We start from the raw sequence: 19,848 nt of genomic DNA on the forward strand, positions 1-19,848 counted from the left end.
TGACGCGCGCCGGCGCGTTTCCGTCGCCCGCGAAATGTGCGCCTATTGCCAGATCAGCACATTGGGCAGGTCATCCGCGATCTGCCGCAGGCATGTGTATCCGACGCCGGAAAGTCCGCGAAACAGTCCCAAATTGAACGGCCTTTCCCCGTGGCTCCATCGATAGTCGCCGGCCGACGCCGCATTCGCAAGGATAGAAGTGAGCCGATCCGAGGCGAGGGTCGAAAGATCCTGACGACCGAGCGCCGCGCCCGCGTCGCGAAGGAATTCGACATTGCCCATTGCGCCACAGCAGAGCGTGTCCACTTCGCTGGGCCAGCCTCGCTCAGCGCCGGCCAGCGCGCCGCTGATGTCGAGCGCGCGCTTCTCCATAAAAGGCGACGCCGCGCGTGTCATGGCGAGGCGCGCGAGACCGATGCCCACCGCGCCATGGCACCACTGGCTGCGCCATTGCGGAGCGGCGTAACGGAAATCCGGCCAATTCGCGCGCCCGGCGTCATATTTTGATTCTTCGTAAGCGATGCATTCCATTGCGGCGCTCGCAAACTCCTCGCGACCTGTCGCGGCGGACAGCGAAGCGAGCGCGTAGGCAAAGCCGGCGGCGCCATGTGACATTCCGGTTAGCGCGTCATCGCCCGCGCCGAGGACGGTCCAGCTCCTGCGCCCTTCCGCGCCCACGCGCGGCCGCGAGAGCAAGTGCTCGCCGCATGCGACCGCTCGTTTCAGCACATCGGCGGAGTTGGCGTCGCGATAGAGTCGGAGAAGGCCGAGAATGGCGCCGGAACATCCGTTGATGACGTCGAGTTGCCGGTCGGCTTCGATCAGGTCGTCGCTGATCAACGCTGCGGCGCGGTGCGCGTCTTCGAGCAGATCGCTGCGGTCGAGGAGTTTCGAAACCGTGCTAAGCGCATAAACGATGGAGCCGAGGCCGGTGGCGCCACCCAAGCCCAGCAATCGCGCCAGACGCGGGGCGTTGCGGCTGCGCAAGTCGCTGCGCAGCCGTGAAATCCCGGCGAGCGCCAGATCGGCTGAAGCCTGCGGTCCACGAACCGCGGCGTGCGCGGCCAGAAAGAGCGCGATGCCGCATGCGCCGTTATAGAGGTCGTGTCCGAGCACGACGAGCTGCGAAACATCGGAATTCGCGAGCCAGCTCAGGCCGATCCAGGCGGCGTCCCGATCACGGCGAATCGCATGGCCGGAGAGTTCTCTGGCGATCGCATCCGCCTCATCGCCGAAGGATCGTGGCCTCCACTCGGCGCATAGCTTGAGATTGGGAGAACGCATTGGCGACGACTCTTTCGGCGCCGCGTCCGAGGGTTCCGAAAGCATGTTCAGATTTTGCCGAATGACCTGAACCTGCCACGCGATTTCCTGTTTGCTCAAATGCCCGATTCTGTCACGTGCGCGCGCAAGCCCAGACTCCGCCTCGATGCGAGCCGCCGCGCCTGCCCCGTCGCATATTTCGCCACCGTCGCTGCGCATGACGAAATGCGGCACATTCAGCTCAAGGAGCGCGGCCCTTTCAGCCCGCTGCAATGGCCAACGCTGATCGTCATCGTTCTCCGGGTCCGCGAACCTCGCCAGAAAATCCGCCTGCGCCGACCACAGAACGCCATCGTTCATAAGCTGGTGGTTCCGCAGGCGATGGAGGAGCATCGTATAAAATTGGGTCGGGCGAAGAACCTTGCGCGCCTGCAGACCGGGGAATGCGTCGCACAGGACTTCGGCGCCGTGTTCGCGGCTTTGCGACAGAATGAACTCCGCATATTCCTCGAAGCCGGCGACAAAATCGTCGACATGATCGCGCAGTTTAGCGTAGCGGCCGTCGACGTGCGGCAGATTGGGAGTGGAAGCTCCCGTCTCCTTGATCATTTCAGGACGCATCGCGTTCGTGTTCAGATTTGTCCACACGCGCTTCGTTCCAGCCGTCCATTCGGCGGCCATGCCGCCCACGACGAAAACGTCGTTGTCTGCAGATTTTCCGTAGGCCGGCAGCAGACCGACGGAGATCACGGAGTTCGCGATGATTCTCTTCGCGGATTCGAAGGCGCTCGCCTCGACCCCTCGGCGAGGCTGACCTTCGTCTGCCGCCTGCAGGATCGTTTCGAGATCGATCGGCACCGGGTGTTCGCCGGCGGCGATGATGTTCTCCTGATGCATGTCGCCTCCGGCGAAGCTGTAAAACAGCGCGAGCCAGGCGCCCGCCCGCCGGTAAAATCTCTTGCAGCCATCCGGATCGGCGCAGCCGACGTGCTCGATATGCTCGGTCCAGCCATAACCCTCTCGCGCAATCGCGATCGGCGTTCTAAGCTTGATCGGCGCGCCGGCGCCATTCAGTCGCGCTATGAGCGCGCGCCAGCGAACGTCCAGCCGCAAGTCTTTGGGTTTGTAGAGAACCCGCGAGCCGTCCTCGAACTCAACAATGACCACCGAACGACCGCCATGGTGCGGATCGGAAAGCCCCGCATCGATCTTCCTGACCGCGCCGCTCGGCCGCGCGCGAAGTATCTCTTCATGGATCGCCGACAGATCGGCGTTGAGGCGGAGGACGAATTCTCTTGACGAGTCGAGCCACTGGCGGGTGATGACCGCGATCAACCGCAGGAGCACCGGCTTCTCGTCAAACAGGCGCCGCAATCCGCCAGACCGCATCTCGCAGATAAACTGTCGATAACACGACGCCAGGTCGCCCTGTTGCGCAGCGGACTGCTCTAACAATGATGGGTCTTGCCGCAGCTTCGCGAAGCGTTCGTACAAAACCGGCGCGCAAAGATCGCAAAGCTCCTTTAGCAGCTGGCGCTGCAGACATTCTGACGCCGACGTCGCGAAAATCGCGGCGCCGGAAGCATCGATCGACTTCCAAAGCCTGACGGCCGCTCCAACAACCAGCGGCATGAACAGATGTTCGAAGGGAGCCGCGCCGGGTTCGGCAGTTGACGGATGGGACACGGCCGCGTTCGACAAGGCCGACTCGATCCAGACCGCGTCTTCAACCCACCCGGGCAGGGGCGCGGACGCGGCGCGGCGCACCGTTGCAAATCTCTCGAGCGCTTTGGCCAGTGGAATTTTATCGCGTGCGAGGCGCTGATCGAACAGCGCCCAGTCACCGCTTGCGCAGGAACGACACCACGCGGCGAGGCGCTGCGCGGCGAGATCGGCATGCGCTTTTTGGCCGGTAAGCGTCTCGAAAGCGTCAGAAAGGAGTTCGTCGATCGTCGCAGCGCGAACGATCAGGCGCTCGTAAAAGGAATGCATAGGCGGCTCGGCCAAGGGTCGCCCGCCTAGGGCGTTCGAGCGGCGCTGTGCTCGTGCGAGACAGGCACGATGACGTCGAAATCCCTATAACGGCTGGGCGCGCCGTCTGGGACCGTCTTGGAGGCTATCCAAGACTTCCAGCGCACTCAGAAGAAGCCGTCCAGGAAATGGATGGCTGCTCGCGTCCTACTGAAGGCGTCAGTGCGGTTTCAGCGGCAACACCTGTTGTAGGCTGAGGTCTGATGCGTATACGACATCGCGCTTACATCAGCCGCGGCCTCCAGCGCTTCGTCTGAGACGATGTAGTTGAGAATTTCCTGTTCGGTGGCGTTTAATTGAACACTGTCGTTCATGACTGCACCTTGGGTTTGCAATGTGCGAAGAGATAACGCCATGCTCGTGAATTCGTTCCTTGTTGGAATGCTTCAAGCCTGTTTAGACCGCGCAATTTTGAGCGATGTACTCGAAGATCTCGAAATTTTCCAGTTATATCTTCGTATTAGCCAAACGCAGCGCGGGATGGAAGTTTCAGGGTCCGTGAACAAGCAGCGTCTTCAATCGCTGTTCCATGATTCCACGCCTCTTTGATTTGTCGCTTGAAGCATTTCGGACCCAATCACGATTGGCGCTCGCCTGCCGGGCGACGACTCAAACATGCGCAAATCGCGTGAGAAATGAAAAAGATGAAGGCGCTCTTGAAAGAGGGGCTCGTGGTGCTGATCCCGCAATCGGACGAGGACGCGCGCGTGCTCGCCTCATGGAAATCGGCGCACGAAGATCATGTGCTGAATGTTCGGGCTGACCGGCCGGGCGTCAGCTCTCTGGAGCTTCATGACATGGGGCGTCGGCTCGAAGCGTGCCGCGAACCGCTCAATGTCGTCAGCTCGAGTTCGGATCCCCTCGCCAAAGCGATCAGCAATCTGACGACGACGCCGTTCGAGCTGGACGGAAGACTCTACCGCTCGGTAGAGTCCTTCTGGCAAGGCCTGAAATTCGAGGATGATTCCGACCGCGAGAGGTTGGCTGCGCTTGACGGCCCCCATGCGCGCGAACTCGGCAAAAGCCGGCGATATGGCGCGGCGGTCAGCTACGGCGGCCGGGACATACCGGTTGGCGCGTGGGAGCATTGGCGCTTGATGGAGCAGGCCTGTCGCGCGAAATTCCAGCAGAATGAAGAGGCGCGCGCCGCCCTCCTGGCGACGGGAGAACGTCCGCTCGTTCACATTGTGCGTCGAGACAGCCGGACCATTCCCGGCGTCATCCTGGCGCAGATATGGATGCGTCTTCGCAAGGAACTGCGGAACAAGACCGATCCGAATATCTCATCCGTGAGCTGTGATGTGCGTTGACTGGATTAGCGCTCGGCCAGTCAGCGCATCGCGCCGCGTTGGGCGGCTCTCGCCGATTGGCTCAAGACAACGCCGCAAGAGTCGACGCCGCCTGTGTGTCGTCCCGCGGCGGCGCCGATATAAGACCGGCTAAACCGTATGCTCCTGTTCGGGCTTATCGAAAACGGTGATATCGAACACGACGTCGAGCGGCGTTCCCCATTCAACTTGGGCGAAGAACTCGACGCCATTCGCCTCGACATTGCTGCCGTGCGGGCGAATGTTCTTCACGAAAATTGGCGCAGCGCCGCGGTGTTTGCTTTTGCCGCCGATCGTCGTGCTCGGCTTCCACTCACAGGCGGCAATATGAACGACCGATTGCGACGTGATCGGATCCCAGTTGAAATTCAGCCAGCCTGTGGCGACGGACTTCCACCACACGCGAATGGTTCTATTCGCCATTTTCATCACTCCCTTTGCAATAAACCTGGTCTTGACGATCGAGATCGTCATGGCCGAACACTCAAAACTCTGAATAACCTGTTTCATTGGGTCAGTAGCATGCTGGCTTCTTCGACGCCTGCTCCGTTCGGATGAGGGCCGAGTAAACTCGTCGGCTCCGCGTTCAGTCCTCGATAGCGGAGCGCTTCACGACTGCCCGCCCTTCGCAGCTCAATGGCGCGGCGATGCGGCTAGAAAATTTAGCTGACTACGATCATTAAGGCGAATAACGCGGGAGCATCGACGGGGCAACTGGCCGACTGCCGTAGAACTCCTTGGGTGCCGAAGTCCTCGTGGCACTCGTGGTAATCACCTGCTCTCTTCGAGAAAGGCTAATCAGGGCACGTTGTTGCTTATCGCCGCCATCGTGGGGCTAGAACATCGCCTAAAACGAACAGCGGACAATAAGCTCGTCATACCGGTAAGACTAAGACGCTCCGCCGAAGAGGTGATTGAGCATTATGCAAACCTACTATCGATTTCTAATTTCAGTCGTCGACAAATTTCTTCTCCCGCGCCGAGCGTTGCCTTGATTTCGGAAACGCCTCTGGACGACGCGCTGTTGCAAGGAGCGACTGGCTTCTTCTTTCCAGAAGCTAATAATGCGGTTCCCAGCGGAGCGTTTGAGCTGAATCTGGAGAAGCATCTAAATCAGCTCGAAGATCGACTCGATGGCGTCGCATTGCTAGCCGAAGGGATTTGCCATCAGCATAGCACCGGACGCTTCCACGAATCGATTCGACTTTATGAGCGAGCATTTGGAGTTGGTGGACATCGCTTGATCAGACCGTTAGCAGACTTTCTAGCCGGCTCAGGTCATGGTTACTCGGCATGCGAAGTAAAACGCTGGATGGTCATCAGAGACGGAACCATTCACGCAGATCGACGAAACAATATATTGTTCGAAGGTGACGTCACGTGGATCGTTGAGCGCGTAATGCAGGCGAATTATGACGTACTGTTAAACAAGCTTGTTTGGCGAAGCGACTGCACCAATCGACGAAACGTTTGGCAACCGGTCTGCGGAACATCGTCTCCCGGCTGTAATATTTTTGGAACGCAAGGCTCTGACTTTAAAATACGCTTCAAACTTTTCGACCAATTCAATCGCTTCCCTCTAAACTTGGGCGTCAGTTTTCGTACCTTGCCGCCGCAGTGGTGGGCCGGGGCTCCTGGCGCGGCTGATCAGGCAGGACGAACGCCAAATCGCTAGGCTTTCGACAGGCCCGAAATCCCATGTCAGCCGAAAAATTATGAGGGGCGAAGCGTGCGGGGGAAACACGCGATAGGGGTCGGCGACCGGTTTTTCCTGCCCCCCCGGCCCTCGCGCGAGAGGCCCCCGGGGGCGCCGCGCGGACTGCGCGATTACGCGGCGAGGTCGGGCTGGTCGGCGGCCTCGGCAATCTTGCGGACGCGGGCGTCCACGCGGTGAAGAGTCCGCGATGCAGCGGAGCGCTTCGTGAGTGACGGGATCAGCGCATCGTTCGCAACCAGCGTGAGCCGCAGCCCGAGCACGGACAGGAGAGACGACAAGGCAAGGTCGCCGATCGGCTCGGACTCCTCGAGCATGTGCGGCGCATCTTCGAGCGCGACGACGAGCTTCAGGCCCAACGCGCCCAGGAGGGCCGCAAGCGACATATGGCCGAAGTTCTTCATGCGGCTTGGCCCGAGAAGCTTTGCCGCATAGCCCGACTGAGTCCCCGCTGCGTCGTCCAGTTCGAGCATCGTGAGGCCGAACTGGCGTCTGCGCTCCTCGATCGCGCGGCGTAGGTCGGACGTTGTCCGGACGATCGTGTAGGGCTCCACGAGGCCTCCGCTGCAATCGGTCGCGCGGAAGTCTATGCCGAGCGAGTCACGCTCAGCAATGCATTTTCCGTATTTTTCCGTATGTCTGGGGAAACCGCGGGGCCTGACGATGCAAGCCGCTGAATTTATTGGCGCTCCCTAGGGGACTCGAACCCCTGTTTTCGCCGTGAGAGGGCGACGTCCTAGACCGCTAGACGAAGGGAGCGGGAAGGAGCGTTCTATAGACCGCCGCCGCCCGCCGCACAAGCGCGCAGGCAAGGAAGGAAAGCGATCGCGAGCGCGACGATGGGGCGTGTCGCGAGCGCCCAAACGGTGAGGCGCGCCGCTGCTGCGCCCGGCGCCACTCTCGCCCTGGCTGACGTCGCCACCCCCTAAACGCCGAGCAGCCGCGCGACGCTCCTGCGCTGCTGCGCGCGTCCCTACTCTCGCCCGAGCTGACGTCGCCAGCCGACGCCTGCCCAACCCCCGCCGCCGCGCGCCCGGTTCGCGGCCCTATGGCTCAGGCGCCTTTGCGGCCGATGAGCGCGCGCGTTCCGCCGCGCTTCTCCTCGCCGTCGGCGGCGAGATAGAGCGCGCCTTTGCCGCCCTTGGCGCTGCGCACCGCCTCATTGATGCGATCGATCGAAGAGGGCTTCGGCAGCGCGCCGATGATCTCCACGCGCTCGATTCGGTCGGCGGCCGCTTTGGCCGCCGGCGCAGTCTTCGCGGCGCGATAGTCTTCGAGCGCGGTCAGATCGCCGGCGACGACGGCGCCCCTCGCGAGTTCGATCTCGCCATAGGTCACCTTGCCCTCGACGCGTCCGGTGGCGCGCACCACAAGCAGCTGCTTGACCTCGATCTGATCTGAGATCCAGCCGCTGACGTCGGCTTCCGTCGCCCTGACAGTGCCGCGGATCACGCCCCCCTGCCCGACCTGGACGAATCGCGCCGAGACGTCGCCCTCGATCGCCCCGTCGACGATGATGATGTCGGGGGCCGAAATCTCGCCCTTCAGCGTCACGCCGGCGCCGATATAGGCGACATTCTCTTCCTCGGGTCGAAAGTCCATCGCGTTCTTCGCCATACCAAGCTCCTCGATCCCGCAAATGCGTGGAAAAGCTTACGTTGAGCGCCTCTCAACATTCAATGGAAAAAGCGCTCAAGCGCTCAGCGCGGCTTCTCCGCCGCATCGGAGAGCGGATGCAGATCGCGCACCATCGCCCGCATGCGCTCGTCGAGCACATGCGTATAGATCTGCGTCGTCGAAATGTCGGCGTGGCCGAGCAGTTCCTGCACGACGCGCAGATCGGCGCCGTTCTGCAGCAGATGGCTGGCGAAGGCGTGGCGCAGCGCATGCGGATGCATGTCCGCCGCAGGCAGGCCGGCGGCGCTCGCGAGCGCCTTGAGATCGCGCGCAAAAGCCTGGCGCGTCAGATGGCCGCTGTCGCTGTCGGCGGGAAAGAGAAAGCTGGAGTTCGCGCGCGCGGGGTCGGCCGCCTCGAGCAGCTTGCGATAGGCGAGAAGCGCGCGACGCGCGCGATCCGTCAGCGGCGTTAGACGCTCGCGCCCGCCCTTGCCGCGGATGGCGATGAAGGAATCGCGCGAATGCGCGGCGCTTTTCGGCAGCGAGACGAGTTCGGAAACGCGCAGACCCGTGGCGTAAAGCGTCTCGAGCAGCGCATAGAGGCGCGCCGCGCGCAGACGCTCGCGCACGGGCCGGCTCTCATCGTCGAGCCCCTCGCTCGCCACGGCGAGCAGCCGATCGATTTCCGCCGTCGAGAAGACGCCTGGCGCGCTGCGCCGCATGCGCGGTCCATCGAGCGACGCCGCAGGATCATCGTCGCGATGGCGATCGACGTAGAGAAATTTGTGGAACTGGCGAATCGCCGACAGGCGCCGCGCCACCGTCGCGGCAGACATCCCGCGCGGCTCCAATGAGGCGAGATAGGCGCGCACGTCTTCGCTCGACGCTACGCCGGGGTCGCGCGCGTTCGCCGCAAGATAAGCGACGTAATCGGCAAGATCGCGCCGATAGGCGTCCTGCGTGTTGCGCGCCGCGTCACGCTCCGCGGCCAGCATATCGAGAAAAGCGTCAAGCTGGCGCGCCGCATCGGATCTCATGCGCTCAACTCCGCGGCGTTATCAAACGCAGGCGTCGCGAGCGACGGGCGTCACTTGTTCAGCCGCTGCGCGGGAATCGTATAGGTCATCTGGCGCGGCTGCGGCGTCACGTAACTGACGAGCGCGACCATGACGCCATAGACGATGCCGGCGATGGCGCCGACGACGATCAGAAAGCGGATGAGACTGGGCAATGATTCGACTCAGCCCCCTGTAAGCCTGCGACTCTATTCGCCCGAACGGGCTGCGATTGCAACCCGGAGTCGGTCGATGGCGCGCGCGCCCCGGGAATCTGAGGCGCGGCGCCGCGCGCAATCATGAAAAGACGTTCATGTTCGAGCGCCTGCGAACGCTTCAGCGATTCGCAAGAACGCGCTTCCGCTGCGCCCGAGCGGGCGTGCGCTGGAAAACGCGCGCGCGACGCCAAACGTCAAAAATGCGCTTCGGGATCTTCGTCCTCGGGTCGGATTTCATGACGCATGATCAGCGGCGCCTGAGTGAGCGCGAAGATGAGCGTCAGCGGCAAGATGCCGAACACCTTGAAGTTGACCCAGTCGTCGGTCGTCAGCACGCGGCGCAGGACTTCATTCAGCCCGGCGAGGGCGAAGAAGAACAGACCCCAGCGCACCGTGAGTTTGCGCCAGCCGGCGTCGTCGATATGGATCGCCATGTCGAAAACGATCGGCAGCAGCAGCTTGCCGAAATAAAGCGCGCCAAGGAGGCCGGCGCCGAATAGCGTGTATAGAATCGTCACCTTCAATTTGATGAAGGTTTCGTCGTGCAGAAAATAGGTGAGCGACCCGAAGACCAGGACCAGCAGCGCGGTGACGACCGGCATCGCCGGCAGATGCCGGGTGATCGCCCATGAGACGACCAGCGTAAGGACCACGCCGGCCATCAGCACGCCGGTCGCGGCGAAGATGCCATATTTGGAATTGGCGACGAAGAACAGCAGGAGCGGTCCCAGCTCCAGCGCGAGCTTCAGCCAGGGATTGAGCTTCTTCTTTGCCGCGACGGCGGTTTCCTGCGTCATCTCTCTTAGCTTTCCGCGTCTGACGTCTCTTCAAGTCCCGCGATCGCCCGCGCGAAGTCGCGCGCCGCGAACGGCTCCAGATCCTCGGCGCTTTCGCCCACGCCGATGAAGTGGATCGGGAGGCCGTAAGTCTCGGCGATCGCGACGAGAATACCGCCCCGCGCGGTGCCGTCGAGCTTGGTCATCACGAGGCCGGTGACGCCAGCGACGCGCTCGAAGACGTCCACCTGCTGCAGCGCGTTCTGTCCCACGGTGGCGTCGAGAACGAGCAGCACCGCATGCGGCGCCTCGGCATCCGCTTTTTTCATGACGCGCACGATTTTTTCAAGCTCGGCCATCAGCTCGGCGCGGTTTTGCAGCCGCCCTGCCGTGTCCATGAGCAGGATGTCGGCTCCATTTTCCTTGGCGCGCTTGATCGCGTCGAACGCGAGGGCCGCCGCATCGGCGCCTTCCGCGCCCGAAATGACCTCGGCGCCGAGCCGCGCGCCCCAGACCTTGAGCTGCTCGACCGCGGCGGCGCGGAACGTGTCGCCCGCCGCAAGCATGACCGTCCTGTCCTCGCCCGTCCATCTCGCGGCGAGCTTGGCGATCGTCGTCGTCTTGCCGGAGCCGTTGACGCCGACCACGAGGATGATGAAGGGCTTTTTGCTGTCGTCGACGATCAGCGGCGCGGCGACCGGCGCGAGCACGCGCTCGACTTCGCGCGCCAGGATTTCGCGCACTTCCTCCGGCTCGATGTCGCGCTCATAGCGCGCCTTGCCGACCGCCTCGGTGATGCGCGTCGCCGCGCCGACGCCGAGATCGGCGCGCAGCAGCACGTCTTCGAGTTCTTCGAGGGTGAGCGCGTCGAGCTTGCGCTTGGTGAAAACGTCGGCGACGCCCTGGGTGATCGCCTGCGAAGTGCGGGAAAGTCCGCCGGACAGGCGCGACCACCAGGAGCGCTTTTCTTCCTCGGGCGGCGGCGCCTCGGGCGCCGCTTCCTGCGCCGGTTCGCTCTTGCCGCCGAACAGGCGGGAAAACATGCCGCGCTTCTTCCCTTCCGCTTCCTGGCTCATTCGCTCCCCGAATTTACGAATTTGCCTACACGACTTGCGCCAAAAGGGCCAGCGGCGCCGCTGGCCGCCGCAGCCTCTCGCCCCGGCGCCGCGGGTTATCGCCGGGCGCCTGCCGACGACGGAGTCCTCGGGGTCGCAGCTCGGGGCGCGGAACATCGCATCGGGGGCCGGGTTGTTCTTACATCCGATAACTGGACGGGAGGGAACAATGCAACGCAACAAGCGATCTTTGCTTGCGAGCCTCTTAGCCTTGGCGATGGCTATCGCGACAGGAAACGCCGTCTTTGCTCAATCCTTCGGCTACGAAGGCCGGTCAGGCTGGCGTGGCAGGGATCTACCGAGCTACGCGGGAGACTGTAAGTTCCCGTATCCGCCGGGTTATCGTTACGACCTCAAGGACTGGCGCACCGGCTTCACCGATCGCGACTTCTCCTGTTACCGGCTGGACCAGGACTGAGCGTGCAGCCCTACCGAGTTCCTCGCCGCGCGGGGCTTGGAGTGGAGTCACAGGAGATTGCCTCTCCCCGCCTGCAGCCGCAGTAGGGCTGTGACCAGCGCGTCTACATCTGCGCAGGTGTTGTAGAAAGCCAGCGAGGGGCGCACGGTCGCCTCGAGGCCGAAGCGGCGCAGGATCGGCTGGGCGCAGTGATGTCCGGCGCGGACGGCGATTCCATCTTGATCCAGCGCTTTGCCAACCTCCTGCGGGTTGTGCCCATCTAGCGTGAAGGAGAGCACCGAGGCTTTTTCCGGCGCCGTGCCGATGAGGGTCAGCCCAGGCACGGTTCGCATCTTCTCGGTCGCATAAACGAGAAGGTCATGCTCATAGCGCGCGATCACCTCCATGCCGATGCTCTCGACATAGTCGAGCGCGGCGCCGAGTCCGACCGCGTCGGCGATATTGCCGGTGCCGGCCTCGAAGCGCTCGGGCGGCCCCTGATAGATCGTCTTCTCGAAAGTGACGTCGGCGATCATATTGCCGCCGCCCTGCCACGGATCGAGATGTTCGAGAACGGAGTCCTTTCCGTAAACGACGCCGATGCCTGTCGGCCCGAACACCTTATGCCCCGAGAAGACGAAGAAGTCGCAGCCGATCGACTGGACGTCGACGGGCATATGCGAGACCGATTGCGCGCCATCGATCAGCACGCAGGCTCCGTAGCGATGCGCAATCGCAGCGATCTCTTGAACGGGCGTTATCGTGCCCAGCGCGTTCGAGACCTGTGAGACGGCGACGATCCGTGTTTTCGGATTGAGGAGCTTCTCATATTCCTCGAGAATGAGCGCGCCGCGATCGTCGACAGGCGCGACCCGGAGCTTCGCGCCCTTCTCCGAGCACAGCATCTGCCAGGGCACGATATTCGCGTGATGCTCGAGATGCGAGACGACGATCTCGTCGCCCTCCCGCACATGGCGTCGTCCCCAGCTCTGCGCGACGAGATTGATGCCCTCCGTCGCGCCGCGCACGAAGATAATGTCCTTGACGTTCGGCGCCTTCAGGAAGCGGCGGACTTTCTCGCGCGCTTCCTCATAGGCGTCGGTCGCGCGCGCCGCGAGCGTATGCGCCGCGCGATGAATGTTGGAGTTCTCATTCTCGTAGAAATAGGCGAGCCGGTCGATCACCGACTGCGGCTTTTGCGTCGTCGCGGCGTTGTCGAGCCAGACGAGCTGCCGTCCGTTGACGCTTTGATTGAGGATGGGGAAATCGCGCTTGACGCGATAGGGATCGAACAAGTGACGCGTTGCGAGGGATTCGCGACGCCGGTCTTTCGGCGCCGCATAAATCTCGTCGCCGCCGTGGAGCGCGTGGCTCACGCCCCGTGTCTCTCCACTGCCCGACGCGCCGGGAAACGCATGCGCCACCGTCTCGTATTCGGTCGCGCGTCGCGGCGCCGGATCAGGATGCCCGCTGGAGGCGCCCGGCGTCTGGCGCGCGCTATGCGCATAATCGGAAGCGCCGCCGCCTTGCGCAAACTCGCCTGGGTGAAGCGGATAAGAGCCTTGCGTGGCGCCGCCTTGAGAGTGGCGCGACACGATTTCGTCGCCTTGCAAGGCTCCGCGCGTCTGTCGCGGCGAGAAAGGATCGGGATGGCCATAGCCAGCGCCCGTCGGCGACGCGCGCGTTTCATACCGCAAGGGCTCTGTGGACCCCGGCGCCGACACGGCGGGAAGAAAATAATAGTCGCCTGCAGAGCGAACGTCGCGGTTGTTCTCGACCAGCGAGAACTCCTGCGCCAAGCGCCGGGTCGGCTCGCTGTAATCCAATTCGCCGGGGATCGACGATGTCGCGCCGCCAAGCGAAGCGCCGGGCTGCGGAATGTCCGCGAGACCCAGGGGACGCGTCGCCGAATGCAACGTCTGCGGCGCTGACGGCGCGGGGACATTCGGAGTGGGAACCACGGAGGGAATCGTCGTGGGCGGAAAGTCGGCCGGACCGAAGGGCGCCCGCGCCGGCGCATGCGGAGCGAAGGTCGTTACGATCGATGGCGCCGGAATATCGGTCAGACTGGGCGTCACGGCGGGAATGGACGGCAAGGCGCCGGCAAGCGCCGGCGCGCCGGTCTGCTGCGTCACCGAGCCGTTTGTCGGCAGAGTCGCATGGGGCAGCGCGCGAAAGAAGCCGTTCGCCAATTGCGCGACGATCTGCGCGTCTGGCGCGGCGGCGTCATGATGCGTGAACGCGTCCTGCGACGGCGCGCCGTCAACGGGAAGCTCGACAAGTTGCGGCGTCTGCGGCGCGATCGGCATCTGTTGCACACCTCATGAGAATGAGGATCGGCGCGCTCGCGCCGATCCCGTAAGGGTCACCGATATTCGTCGGGATATTTGTGGTATTTGCCGACATCGACGTCTTCGAGCACGCCGAGCGCGTCATGCGTCAGCACGGCGGCCGAGCAATAAAGCGAGATGAGGTAGGAGGCGATCGCCTTGCGATTGATTCCCATGAATCTCACCGACAGGCTCGGCGCCACTTCGCCCGGAACGCCCGGCTGGAACAGGCCGACGACGCCCTGTTTTTTCTCGCCGGTGCGCAGCAGCAGAATATTCGTCTTTCCCGCTTCATCGACATAGAGCTTGTCGCTTGGGATAAGCGGCAGGCCGCGCCAGGTGACGAAGGGGGAGCCGAACAGCGTCACGGTTGGCGGCGGAACGCCGCGGCGCGTGCATTCGCGCCCAAAAGCCGCGATGGCGCGGGGATGCGCGAGAAAGAAGGCAGGCTCCTTCCACACTTTGGCGATCAGATCGTCGAGATCGTCAGGCTGCGGCGCCCCGGTGCGCGTGCTGATCTTCATCGACGGATGCGCATTGGCGAGGAAGCCGTATTCGGCGTTGTTGATGAGTTCGGCTTCCTGCTTCTCCTTCACCTTTTCGGTGAGGAGACGCACCTGCTCCTGAATCTGGTCGTAGGGGTGGTTGTAGAGATCGGAGACGCGGGTCTGCACGTCGAGGATCGTGGTCACCGCGTTCATCGAATATTCGCGCGGCGCATCCTCGTAATCGACGAAAGTCTCCGGCAAGTCGGCGTCGCGGTCGCGCGCGGGGCTGCACTGGACGTCGGCGTCGCTGAGCGCCGTCGCCTCCTTGACCCGGTTCAGTCGATAGATGCCCGCTTCAACCGGCACCCAGGGCAGGAACGACACCAGCCAGCGCGGCGTGATGCCGGACCATTGTGGGCGCGTCTTCGTCGCGTTCGCGAGCTGGCGGGCCGCCGACTCGCTCAATGTCCGGCGAACTTCGGGTTCTGCGGTCATAAATGCTTATCCCCTCAGCAAGATTGCTCCGCCCGAGGCTAGGCCTACGGACGTCGCGACTGGAAAACTATACCTTGTCGATAGACTATACCTGTTTTATGGTCAAGTTAGGGTTCGGCGCCTCTCCCTGACTTTGAAAGCGATTGACAATGCTGCTTGAGACTCTCTCGAAGGACCATGACATCGACGCGATCGTCTCCGGATTGAGCGCGCTGCGTCGGGCTGCGCAGACGCAGCGTTATGGCGTCGGAGCGCCTCCGCAGCTGCCGTCAAAATTCGTGATGGCGTCGATCGTCGATGGGATCACCGCGGTCCTTTACCCGCGGCACTACGGACCGCCCGAACTGCCCTCCGACAGCACGGACGAGTTCATCGTATCGACGCTGAAAACCTGCCTTGCCGGCCTGCGCGAACAGGTCCGGCGCGAATTCGCGCTGATGTCCAGCGGCGCGCCGCAGGACGAACGACGCCCTAAAGACGTCGTCGACGCCTTCGCCCGCGCGATTCCCTGCGTGCGCCTTCTGCTCGACGCCGATATTCGCGCGGCTTACGCCGGCGATCCGGCCGCCAAGAGTCTCGATGAAATCATCTTCTGCTATCCCGGCGTCTCCGCCCTGATCAAACATCGGCTCGCGCATGAGCTGTATCTGCTGGGCGTTCCGATGCTCGCGCGCATCATCGCGGAAATCGCCCACTCGCAAACCGGCATCGACATTCATCCGGGCGCCGAGATCGACCAGGGCTTCTTCATCGACCACGGCACCGGCGTCGTCATCGGCGAAACGGCGCGGATCGGCAAAAATGTGCGGCTTTATCAAGCAGTGACTCTCGGCGCGAAGCGATTCGACATCGACGAAAACGGCGCCCTCGAGAAGGGCAAGCCGCGACACCCGATCCTCGAAGACGACGTGGTGATCTACGCCGGCGCGACGGTGCTCGGGCGCATCACCATCGGCCGGGGATCGACCATCGGCGGCAATGTCTGGCTCACGCACAGCGTGCCGCCAGGCAGCAACATCACCCAGGCGAAAGCGCGGATCGAACTCTTCGATCACGGCGCCGGAATCTAGATCGATCGCCGCCGCGCCGGCCGAAAGCGTGACGCTCTTGCAAATATATAGTAGTCCTATATATTGCTGTGCATGACGCAGCCGCCCACCCTCGCCCGCAAATTGCGCGACGGCCTCGAACGCCTCGGGGCGGCGCTGCGCGCCGACCAATGGGAGGCGCTGGCGCAAACGCCGCTCAATCCGACGCAGGCGCAGATTTTGAGCTTTCTCACCCGCCGCGGCGGCGCGCGGGTCGGCGCGGTGGCGGCGGCGATCGGCGTCAGCCAGCCGACGGCGACCGATTCGATCGCGGCGCTGGAGCGCAAGGGATTCGCCGAGCGGCGCGCGGAGGCGCAGGACGCCCGCGCCACGACCGCGCGCGCGACGGCGCCGGGCCGCGCGCTGGCGGAGAGCGTCGAAGCGCGCGTCGGCGCGACAGAGCGCGCGCTGGCGGCGCTCGAGACGGGCGAACAGGCGCAGCTCCTGGCGCTCGTCATCAAGCTGATTCGCAACCTGCAGCGCGAAGGCGCGATCGCCCCGCAGCGCATGTGCGTCGCCTGCCGGCATTTCCGGCCCTACGCCCATGACGACGCCGCGGCCCCGCACCACTGCGCCCTCGTCGACGCCGCCTTCGGCGCTGAGGCGTTGCGGCTCGATTGCGCCGATCACGAAGCGGCGCAGGACTCAGATGAGCTTTGGCGACAGTTTTCTTGCGGCCCGGCGCCAGGCGCGGTCGCGAGAGAGACGCGGTCCGGCAGGGCCGCAGAACCGGCGCCCTCGGGCGTCAAATGAAGGGACGGTCCGCCGAGTTGGCGCAGCGAACCGCCCCTGTCCCGCTTCGCAGCACGAAGAAGGAGCCTCACTATGTCAGAGAAAGCGATTTTTTACCACGCCGGATGTCCGGTCTGCGTCGACGCCGAGCGCAAGCTTGCCGACAGCCTCGACCCGAAGAAATTCGACGTCGAGATCGTCCATCTGGGCGAGAGCAAGAACCGCATCGCCGAGGCGGAGCGCGCCGGGGTGAAGTCGGTGCCGGCGCTCGTCATCGCCGGGCAGCCCTATCACATCAATTTCGGGGCTGATCTTTCGGCGCTGAAATAAGCAAGAAGAAGCGGGCCGGCATTCCGGCCCGCTTTCCTTTATCAGGCCGTCGCCTCGGCGCAGCCCTTCGCCATCGCCTCGCGCCCCGCCTCCAGCATTTCCTCCGGGGTCATGTCGCGCACATGCGTCGCGATCGACCATTCATGGCCGAAGGGGTCGACCACCTTGCCATAGCGGTCGCCCCAGAACATGTCGGCGACCGGCATTTTCGCCGCCGCGCCGGCGGCGACCGCGCGCGCGTAAACCTCGTCGACATTGTCGACCATGAGATGGATCGTGACCGGCGAGCCGTTGAGCGCCTTCGGCCCCAGCGCGCCCCATTCCGGCATTTCGTCGACGAGCATCAGCATGGAGTCGCCGATCTTCACCGCCGCATGCATCAGCCGCCCGTCGGGCCCCGGCATCCGCATCGTCTCTTCGGCGCCGAACGCCTTTTTGTAGAACTCGATCGCGTCGGCGGCGCCGGCGCAGATGAGATGCGGCGTGATCGACCGCATGCATGGCGGTTTTTTTTCGACATTGGCGTTCATGCTTTGACGTCCTTTCCTGCTGTGTGCGTTTCAGCCCCTAATGTGCGCAGCGCCTTGCGCAGCCTTTGTCCGTCGCTGTGCGACATTTGCGCGTCGAGCGCGGCATGTTCGCGCCGCCAGATCGGCAGCGCGGCGGCGAGCAGATCGCGCCCCGCCGCCGTCAGGAACAGCCTGCGCGCGCGGCGGTCCTTCTCGTCGAGTCGCGTTTCGACGAGCCCGCGCCGCTCCAGGGATTTCAGCGCCGCGGTGAGCGTCGTGCGATCCATGGCGAGCGCCTCGGCGAGCCGCCCCAACGTCGGCGGCTGCGGCGCGTTGAGCGACATCATCAGCGAGAACTGCCCGTTGGTGAGTCCGAGCGGCGCGAAGCCCCGATCGAATCGTCGCGCGAGCCTGCGCGCGGCGCGTTGCGTGGCAAGGCAGAGACAGGCGTCGCGGACCTCATGAACGACCTCGATCGGCAGCTTCTTTGACATGGCGTTGATATGTTGATATCAACGTTTATGAAGATTGTCCAGTCTTCGTTCGGGGCGCACAAATCGCGGCACTTCTTCCCTGACAGGCCGCAGACCTGATCGGGAATCCAGAGTTACGAAGGCGGGTGAAGCTCTGGATTCCCGATCGCGCGCAGGCGCGCGTCGGGAATGACAACCGCCAAGGAGCAGCCATGACTCCGAAAGTTCCGCCTCCCTCACCCTGATGCTGAGGAGCCGTCGCAGCGCCCACGCCCTCATGCCCAGGAGCCGTCGCAGCCCCCCTCGCCCTCATGCTGAGGAGCCGGCCCGATCTCAGGCCGGCGTCTCGAAGCACGAGGGCGCGTTGCAGAACCGGCGCATGAAGGTTTCCTCGTCCTTCGAGACGCGCCCTTCGGGCGCTCCTTTAGGATGAGGAAACCTAACCGCCTTTAGAAATGCCAGACACGAAGCAAGGAGCAGCCATGAATTCCAAAGTCAGAACCTGCATCGCCTTCAAGGATCAGGCGGAGGAAGCGGCGCGCTTCTATGTCTCTGTCATTCCGGATTCGGTCTTCGAAGGCACCTTCCGCCGCGAGCCGGAAGGACCCGCCCTGCTCGTCTCCTTCACCCTCGCCGGGACGCCCTATCAGGGTCTGAACATGGGCCGCGAGACGATTCATAATGAAAACTTTTCGATCTCTGTGATGACCAAGGACCAGCGCGAGACCGACGCGCTTTGGGAGAAGCTGCTCGCGGGCGGCGGAACGCCGATCCAATGCAGTTGGCTCAAAGACCGCTATGGCGTGCGCTGGCAGATCGTGCCGGAAGCGCTGCCGCGCATGTTCATGGATGAAGATCGCGCCGCCGCGGGGCGCGCCTTTCAGGCGATGCTCGGCATGGTGAAGATCGACATCGCCGCGGTCGAGAGAGCGTTTCGCGGCGAATCCTAGATCGCGCCGCATTTGGATGGATCGATCGCGACGCGCGCTCTCGGGATTACCCCCGGCGCCCTTCCCGACGCGCGCGTTGCGCGCGATCGGGAAACCGGAAAAGCCGGTCATTCGCGAATATGCGCGCAATTCTCGATCAGGCGTTCGACTCTCGGCAATACGCTCGGCGCAAAACTCGTTGCAGCTTCTCAGCGAGAAAGTCTGTCGACTTTTTCGGCGCCTGTTCTCGCGGCGACGGCGTTCCACTCCTGCTCCCAGAAGTCGGCCACGCCGAAGCGGGCGACGACCGCGCCCTTTTCATCGAGGATGATCACCTCGTCGAAATCGACGACGTCGAGCGCCTTGGGGCTGGAGAGCTCCATCTCGAAGAAGCGGCTGACCTCGGCGATGACGCTCGCCGCGTCCGACGCTTCGCGCTCATATTCGCGCAGCGGCTTCAGCTTGACGTGGCCGCCCTCGGTCTCGAGGAATTTGACTTCGCGAACACGATAAGTGGCCATTGTCTTACCCTCGCTACCGCTGGGCGCATGAGGGTGAAATTGGCTGCGCAAGCGCCGCGTCAAGAGGACAGCGAAAGCCTCGCTGTCGTTTGGAAACATGCGAGCAAAGCTGTCATTTCCCACGCGCCGCTAAGTAGTGTCATTCCCGTCGCGCGCGTTTGGGCACATGCCTCGATGTCATTCCCGACGCGCGCGCAGCGCGCGATCGGGAATCCAGAAATGCCGATCATTCGCGAAACCACTCTGGATTCCCGATCAGCCTTCGGCCTGCCGGGAATGACACTGACCATTGAGACGCGCTCCCCCGCACGCTGCATGGCGTAGTCCTGTCCTTCCCAAGGCGCGCGCTGGTGGAATTGACCCGGGCGCCGTTCCCGACGCGCGCGCAGCGCGCGATCGGGATCCAGAAAAGCCAATCATTCGCGAATTTGCTCTGGAT

The 19,848-nt window shown here is 63.4% G+C and carries 21 protein-coding genes and 1 tRNA gene; 7 read left to right on the forward strand and 15 right to left on the reverse strand.

Annotated elements, in window-relative coordinates:
* Window positions 1–42: 42 nt before the first annotated feature.
* Together AC0X69_RS06660 and AC0X69_RS06665 are read right to left on the reverse strand one after the other, a co-directional pair.
* Window positions 43–3,270, reverse strand: coding sequence for a type 2 lanthipeptide synthetase LanM family protein (locus AC0X69_RS06660; protein ID WP_482612498.1), 3,228 nt, complete (start codon window positions 3,268–3,270; stop codon window positions 43–45).
* A gap of 194 nt (window positions 3,271–3,464) precedes the next feature.
* Window positions 3,465–3,608, reverse strand: coding sequence for a hypothetical protein (locus AC0X69_RS06665; protein ID WP_482612500.1), 144 nt, complete (start codon window positions 3,606–3,608; stop codon window positions 3,465–3,467).
* Between the two features lie 321 nt (window positions 3,609–3,929).
* Between AC0X69_RS06665 and AC0X69_RS06670 the strand changes: the two genes are divergently transcribed.
* A complete protein-coding gene (locus AC0X69_RS06670; RefSeq protein ID WP_482612501.1) occupies window positions 3,930–4,604 on the forward strand; it encodes an NADAR family protein in 675 nt (224 codons plus the stop codon).
* A 129-nt stretch (window positions 4,605–4,733) separates the two neighbouring features.
* Here AC0X69_RS06670 and AC0X69_RS06675 read toward each other — a convergent pair whose 3' ends face one another.
* Window positions 4,734–5,045, reverse strand: a complete 312-nt coding sequence (locus tag AC0X69_RS06675) for a PDZ domain-containing protein (protein WP_482612503.1) — start codon at window positions 5,043–5,045, stop codon at window positions 4,734–4,736.
* A 385-nt stretch (window positions 5,046–5,430) separates the two neighbouring features.
* Here AC0X69_RS06675 and AC0X69_RS06680 point away from each other — a divergent pair, with 385 nt between their 5' ends.
* Window positions 5,431–6,297 carry a hypothetical protein gene (locus AC0X69_RS06680; protein ID WP_482612505.1) on the forward strand — a complete coding sequence of 289 codons (867 nt, stop codon included), beginning with the start codon at window positions 5,431–5,433 and terminating at the stop codon, window positions 6,295–6,297.
* A 152-nt stretch (window positions 6,298–6,449) separates the two neighbouring features.
* On the opposite strand, the gene AC0X69_RS06685 is transcribed toward AC0X69_RS06680, so the two are convergent.
* The 7 genes from AC0X69_RS06685 to ftsY all read right to left on the reverse strand — a co-directional run bounded on the left by AC0X69_RS06685 (window position 6,450) and on the right by ftsY (window position 11,078).
* Complete coding sequence (locus AC0X69_RS06685) at window positions 6,450–6,890, reverse strand: hypothetical protein (RefSeq protein WP_482612507.1); 441 nt, start codon at window positions 6,888–6,890, stop codon at window positions 6,450–6,452.
* 129 nt (window positions 6,891–7,019) lie between these two features.
* A tRNA-Glu gene (locus AC0X69_RS06690) sits at window positions 7,020–7,095 on the reverse strand.
* A gap of 294 nt (window positions 7,096–7,389) precedes the next feature.
* Window positions 7,390–7,953, reverse strand: coding sequence for a bactofilin family protein (locus AC0X69_RS06695; protein ID WP_482612509.1), 564 nt, complete (start codon window positions 7,951–7,953; stop codon window positions 7,390–7,392).
* An 83-nt stretch (window positions 7,954–8,036) separates the two neighbouring features.
* Entirely contained in the window at window positions 8,037–8,990 is a 954-nt protein-coding gene (locus tag AC0X69_RS06700; RefSeq protein WP_482612511.1) for a tyrosine recombinase, read from the reverse strand.
* Between the two features lie 50 nt (window positions 8,991–9,040).
* Window positions 9,041–9,184 carry an oxidoreductase gene (locus tag AC0X69_RS06705; RefSeq protein WP_482612513.1) on the reverse strand — a complete coding sequence of 48 codons (144 nt, stop codon included), beginning with the start codon at window positions 9,182–9,184 and terminating at the stop codon, window positions 9,041–9,043.
* A 236-nt stretch (window positions 9,185–9,420) separates the two neighbouring features.
* A complete protein-coding gene (locus tag AC0X69_RS06710) occupies window positions 9,421–10,023 on the reverse strand; it encodes a septation protein A (protein ID WP_482612515.1) in 603 nt (200 codons plus the stop codon).
* A 5-nt stretch (window positions 10,024–10,028) separates the two neighbouring features.
* Window positions 10,029–11,078, reverse strand: a complete 1,050-nt coding sequence (gene ftsY / locus AC0X69_RS06715; protein ID WP_482613320.1) for a signal recognition particle-docking protein FtsY — start codon at window positions 11,076–11,078, stop codon at window positions 10,029–10,031.
* A gap of 208 nt (window positions 11,079–11,286) precedes the next feature.
* Here ftsY and AC0X69_RS06720 point away from each other — a divergent pair, with 208 nt between their 5' ends.
* Window positions 11,287–11,535, forward strand: a complete 249-nt coding sequence (locus AC0X69_RS06720) for a hypothetical protein (RefSeq protein WP_482612517.1) — start codon at window positions 11,287–11,289, stop codon at window positions 11,533–11,535.
* 47 nt (window positions 11,536–11,582) lie between these two features.
* Here the strand turns inward: AC0X69_RS06720 and AC0X69_RS06725 are convergent, their stop codons facing one another.
* Entirely contained in the window at window positions 11,583–13,823 is a 2,241-nt protein-coding gene (locus tag AC0X69_RS06725) for a family 2A encapsulin nanocompartment cargo protein cysteine desulfurase (RefSeq protein ID WP_482612519.1), read from the reverse strand.
* A gap of 56 nt (window positions 13,824–13,879) precedes the next feature.
* Window positions 13,880–14,827, reverse strand: coding sequence for a family 2A encapsulin nanocompartment shell protein (locus AC0X69_RS06730; RefSeq protein WP_482612521.1), 948 nt, complete (start codon window positions 14,825–14,827; stop codon window positions 13,880–13,882).
* 149 nt (window positions 14,828–14,976) lie between these two features.
* On the opposite strand from AC0X69_RS06730, the gene epsC reads away from it, so the two are divergent.
* The 3 genes from epsC to AC0X69_RS06745 all read left to right on the forward strand — a co-directional run bounded on the left by epsC (window position 14,977) and on the right by AC0X69_RS06745 (window position 16,977).
* Window positions 14,977–15,897 carry a serine O-acetyltransferase EpsC gene (gene epsC, locus AC0X69_RS06735; RefSeq protein WP_482612523.1) on the forward strand — a complete coding sequence of 307 codons (921 nt, stop codon included), beginning with the start codon at window positions 14,977–14,979 and terminating at the stop codon, window positions 15,895–15,897.
* Window positions 15,898–15,969: 72 nt separating this feature from the next.
* On the forward strand, window positions 15,970–16,668 hold the full coding sequence (locus AC0X69_RS06740) for a MarR family winged helix-turn-helix transcriptional regulator (protein ID WP_482612525.1): 699 nt from the start codon (window positions 15,970–15,972) through the stop codon (window positions 16,666–16,668).
* Window positions 16,669–16,740: 72 nt separating this feature from the next.
* Complete coding sequence (locus tag AC0X69_RS06745; protein WP_482612527.1) at window positions 16,741–16,977, forward strand: glutaredoxin family protein; 237 nt, start codon at window positions 16,741–16,743, stop codon at window positions 16,975–16,977.
* A gap of 41 nt (window positions 16,978–17,018) precedes the next feature.
* Here the strand turns inward: AC0X69_RS06745 and AC0X69_RS06750 are convergent, their stop codons facing one another.
* Both AC0X69_RS06750 and AC0X69_RS06755 read right to left on the reverse strand, forming a co-directional pair.
* Complete coding sequence (locus AC0X69_RS06750; RefSeq protein WP_482612529.1) at window positions 17,019–17,507, reverse strand: VOC family protein; 489 nt, start codon at window positions 17,505–17,507, stop codon at window positions 17,019–17,021.
* Window positions 17,504–17,980 carry a MarR family winged helix-turn-helix transcriptional regulator gene (locus tag AC0X69_RS06755; RefSeq protein ID WP_482612531.1) on the reverse strand — a complete coding sequence of 159 codons (477 nt, stop codon included), beginning with the start codon at window positions 17,978–17,980 and terminating at the stop codon, window positions 17,504–17,506. The genes AC0X69_RS06750 and AC0X69_RS06755 overlap by 4 nt, the downstream gene beginning before the upstream one ends.
* A 461-nt stretch (window positions 17,981–18,441) precedes the next feature.
* Between AC0X69_RS06755 and AC0X69_RS06760 the strand changes: the two genes are divergently transcribed.
* The gene (locus tag AC0X69_RS06760) at window positions 18,442–18,909 is read left to right on the forward strand and encodes a VOC family protein (protein WP_482612533.1); all 468 of its coding nucleotides are present in this window, start codon (window positions 18,442–18,444) and stop codon (window positions 18,907–18,909) included.
* 188 nt (window positions 18,910–19,097) lie between these two features.
* Here AC0X69_RS06760 and AC0X69_RS06765 read toward each other — a convergent pair whose 3' ends face one another.
* A complete protein-coding gene (locus tag AC0X69_RS06765; RefSeq protein WP_482612535.1) occupies window positions 19,098–19,409 on the reverse strand; it encodes a hypothetical protein in 312 nt (103 codons plus the stop codon).
* Between the last annotated feature and the right edge of the window lie 439 nt (window positions 19,410–19,848).

It is taken from the genome of Methylocystis sp. Uni0008, from assembly GCF_056838045.1.

Excerpts from the sequence above, each read along its gene's own strand:
- AC0X69_RS06665 (WP_482612500.1), bottom strand. The coding sequence starts at position 3,608 with ATGAACGACAGTGTTCAATTAAACGCCACCGAACAGGAAATTCTCAAC.
- AC0X69_RS06670 (WP_482612501.1), top strand. The coding sequence starts at position 3,930 with ATGAAAAAGATGAAGGCGCTCTTGAAAGAGGGGCTCGTGGTGCTGATC.
- AC0X69_RS06675 (WP_482612503.1), bottom strand. The coding sequence starts at position 5,045 with ATGGCGAATAGAACCATTCGCGTGTGGTGGAAGTCCGTCGCCACAGGC.
- AC0X69_RS06695 (WP_482612509.1), bottom strand. The coding sequence starts at position 7,953 with ATGGCGAAGAACGCGATGGACTTTCGACCCGAGGAAGAGAATGTCGCC.
- AC0X69_RS06700 (WP_482612511.1), bottom strand. The coding sequence starts at position 8,990 with ATGAGATCCGATGCGGCGCGCCAGCTTGACGCTTTTCTCGATATGCTG.
- AC0X69_RS06710 (WP_482612515.1), bottom strand. The coding sequence starts at position 10,023 with ATGACGCAGGAAACCGCCGTCGCGGCAAAGAAGAAGCTCAATCCCTGG.
- ftsY (WP_482613320.1), bottom strand. The coding sequence starts at position 11,078 with ATGAGCCAGGAAGCGGAAGGGAAGAAGCGCGGCATGTTTTCCCGCCTG.
- AC0X69_RS06720 (WP_482612517.1), top strand. The coding sequence starts at position 11,287 with ATGCAACGCAACAAGCGATCTTTGCTTGCGAGCCTCTTAGCCTTGGCG.
- AC0X69_RS06725 (WP_482612519.1), bottom strand. The coding sequence starts at position 13,823 with ATGCCGATCGCGCCGCAGACGCCGCAACTTGTCGAGCTTCCCGTTGAC.
- AC0X69_RS06730 (WP_482612521.1), bottom strand. The coding sequence starts at position 14,827 with ATGACCGCAGAACCCGAAGTTCGCCGGACATTGAGCGAGTCGGCGGCC.
- epsC (WP_482612523.1), top strand. The coding sequence starts at position 14,977 with ATGCTGCTTGAGACTCTCTCGAAGGACCATGACATCGACGCGATCGTC.
- AC0X69_RS06740 (WP_482612525.1), top strand. The coding sequence starts at position 15,970 with ATGACGCAGCCGCCCACCCTCGCCCGCAAATTGCGCGACGGCCTCGAA.
- AC0X69_RS06745 (WP_482612527.1), top strand. The coding sequence starts at position 16,741 with ATGTCAGAGAAAGCGATTTTTTACCACGCCGGATGTCCGGTCTGCGTC.
- AC0X69_RS06750 (WP_482612529.1), bottom strand. The coding sequence starts at position 17,507 with ATGAACGCCAATGTCGAAAAAAAACCGCCATGCATGCGGTCGATCACG.
- AC0X69_RS06755 (WP_482612531.1), bottom strand. The coding sequence starts at position 17,980 with ATGTCAAAGAAGCTGCCGATCGAGGTCGTTCATGAGGTCCGCGACGCC.
- AC0X69_RS06760 (WP_482612533.1), top strand. The coding sequence starts at position 18,442 with ATGAATTCCAAAGTCAGAACCTGCATCGCCTTCAAGGATCAGGCGGAG.
- AC0X69_RS06765 (WP_482612535.1), bottom strand. The coding sequence starts at position 19,409 with ATGGCCACTTATCGTGTTCGCGAAGTCAAATTCCTCGAGACCGAGGGC.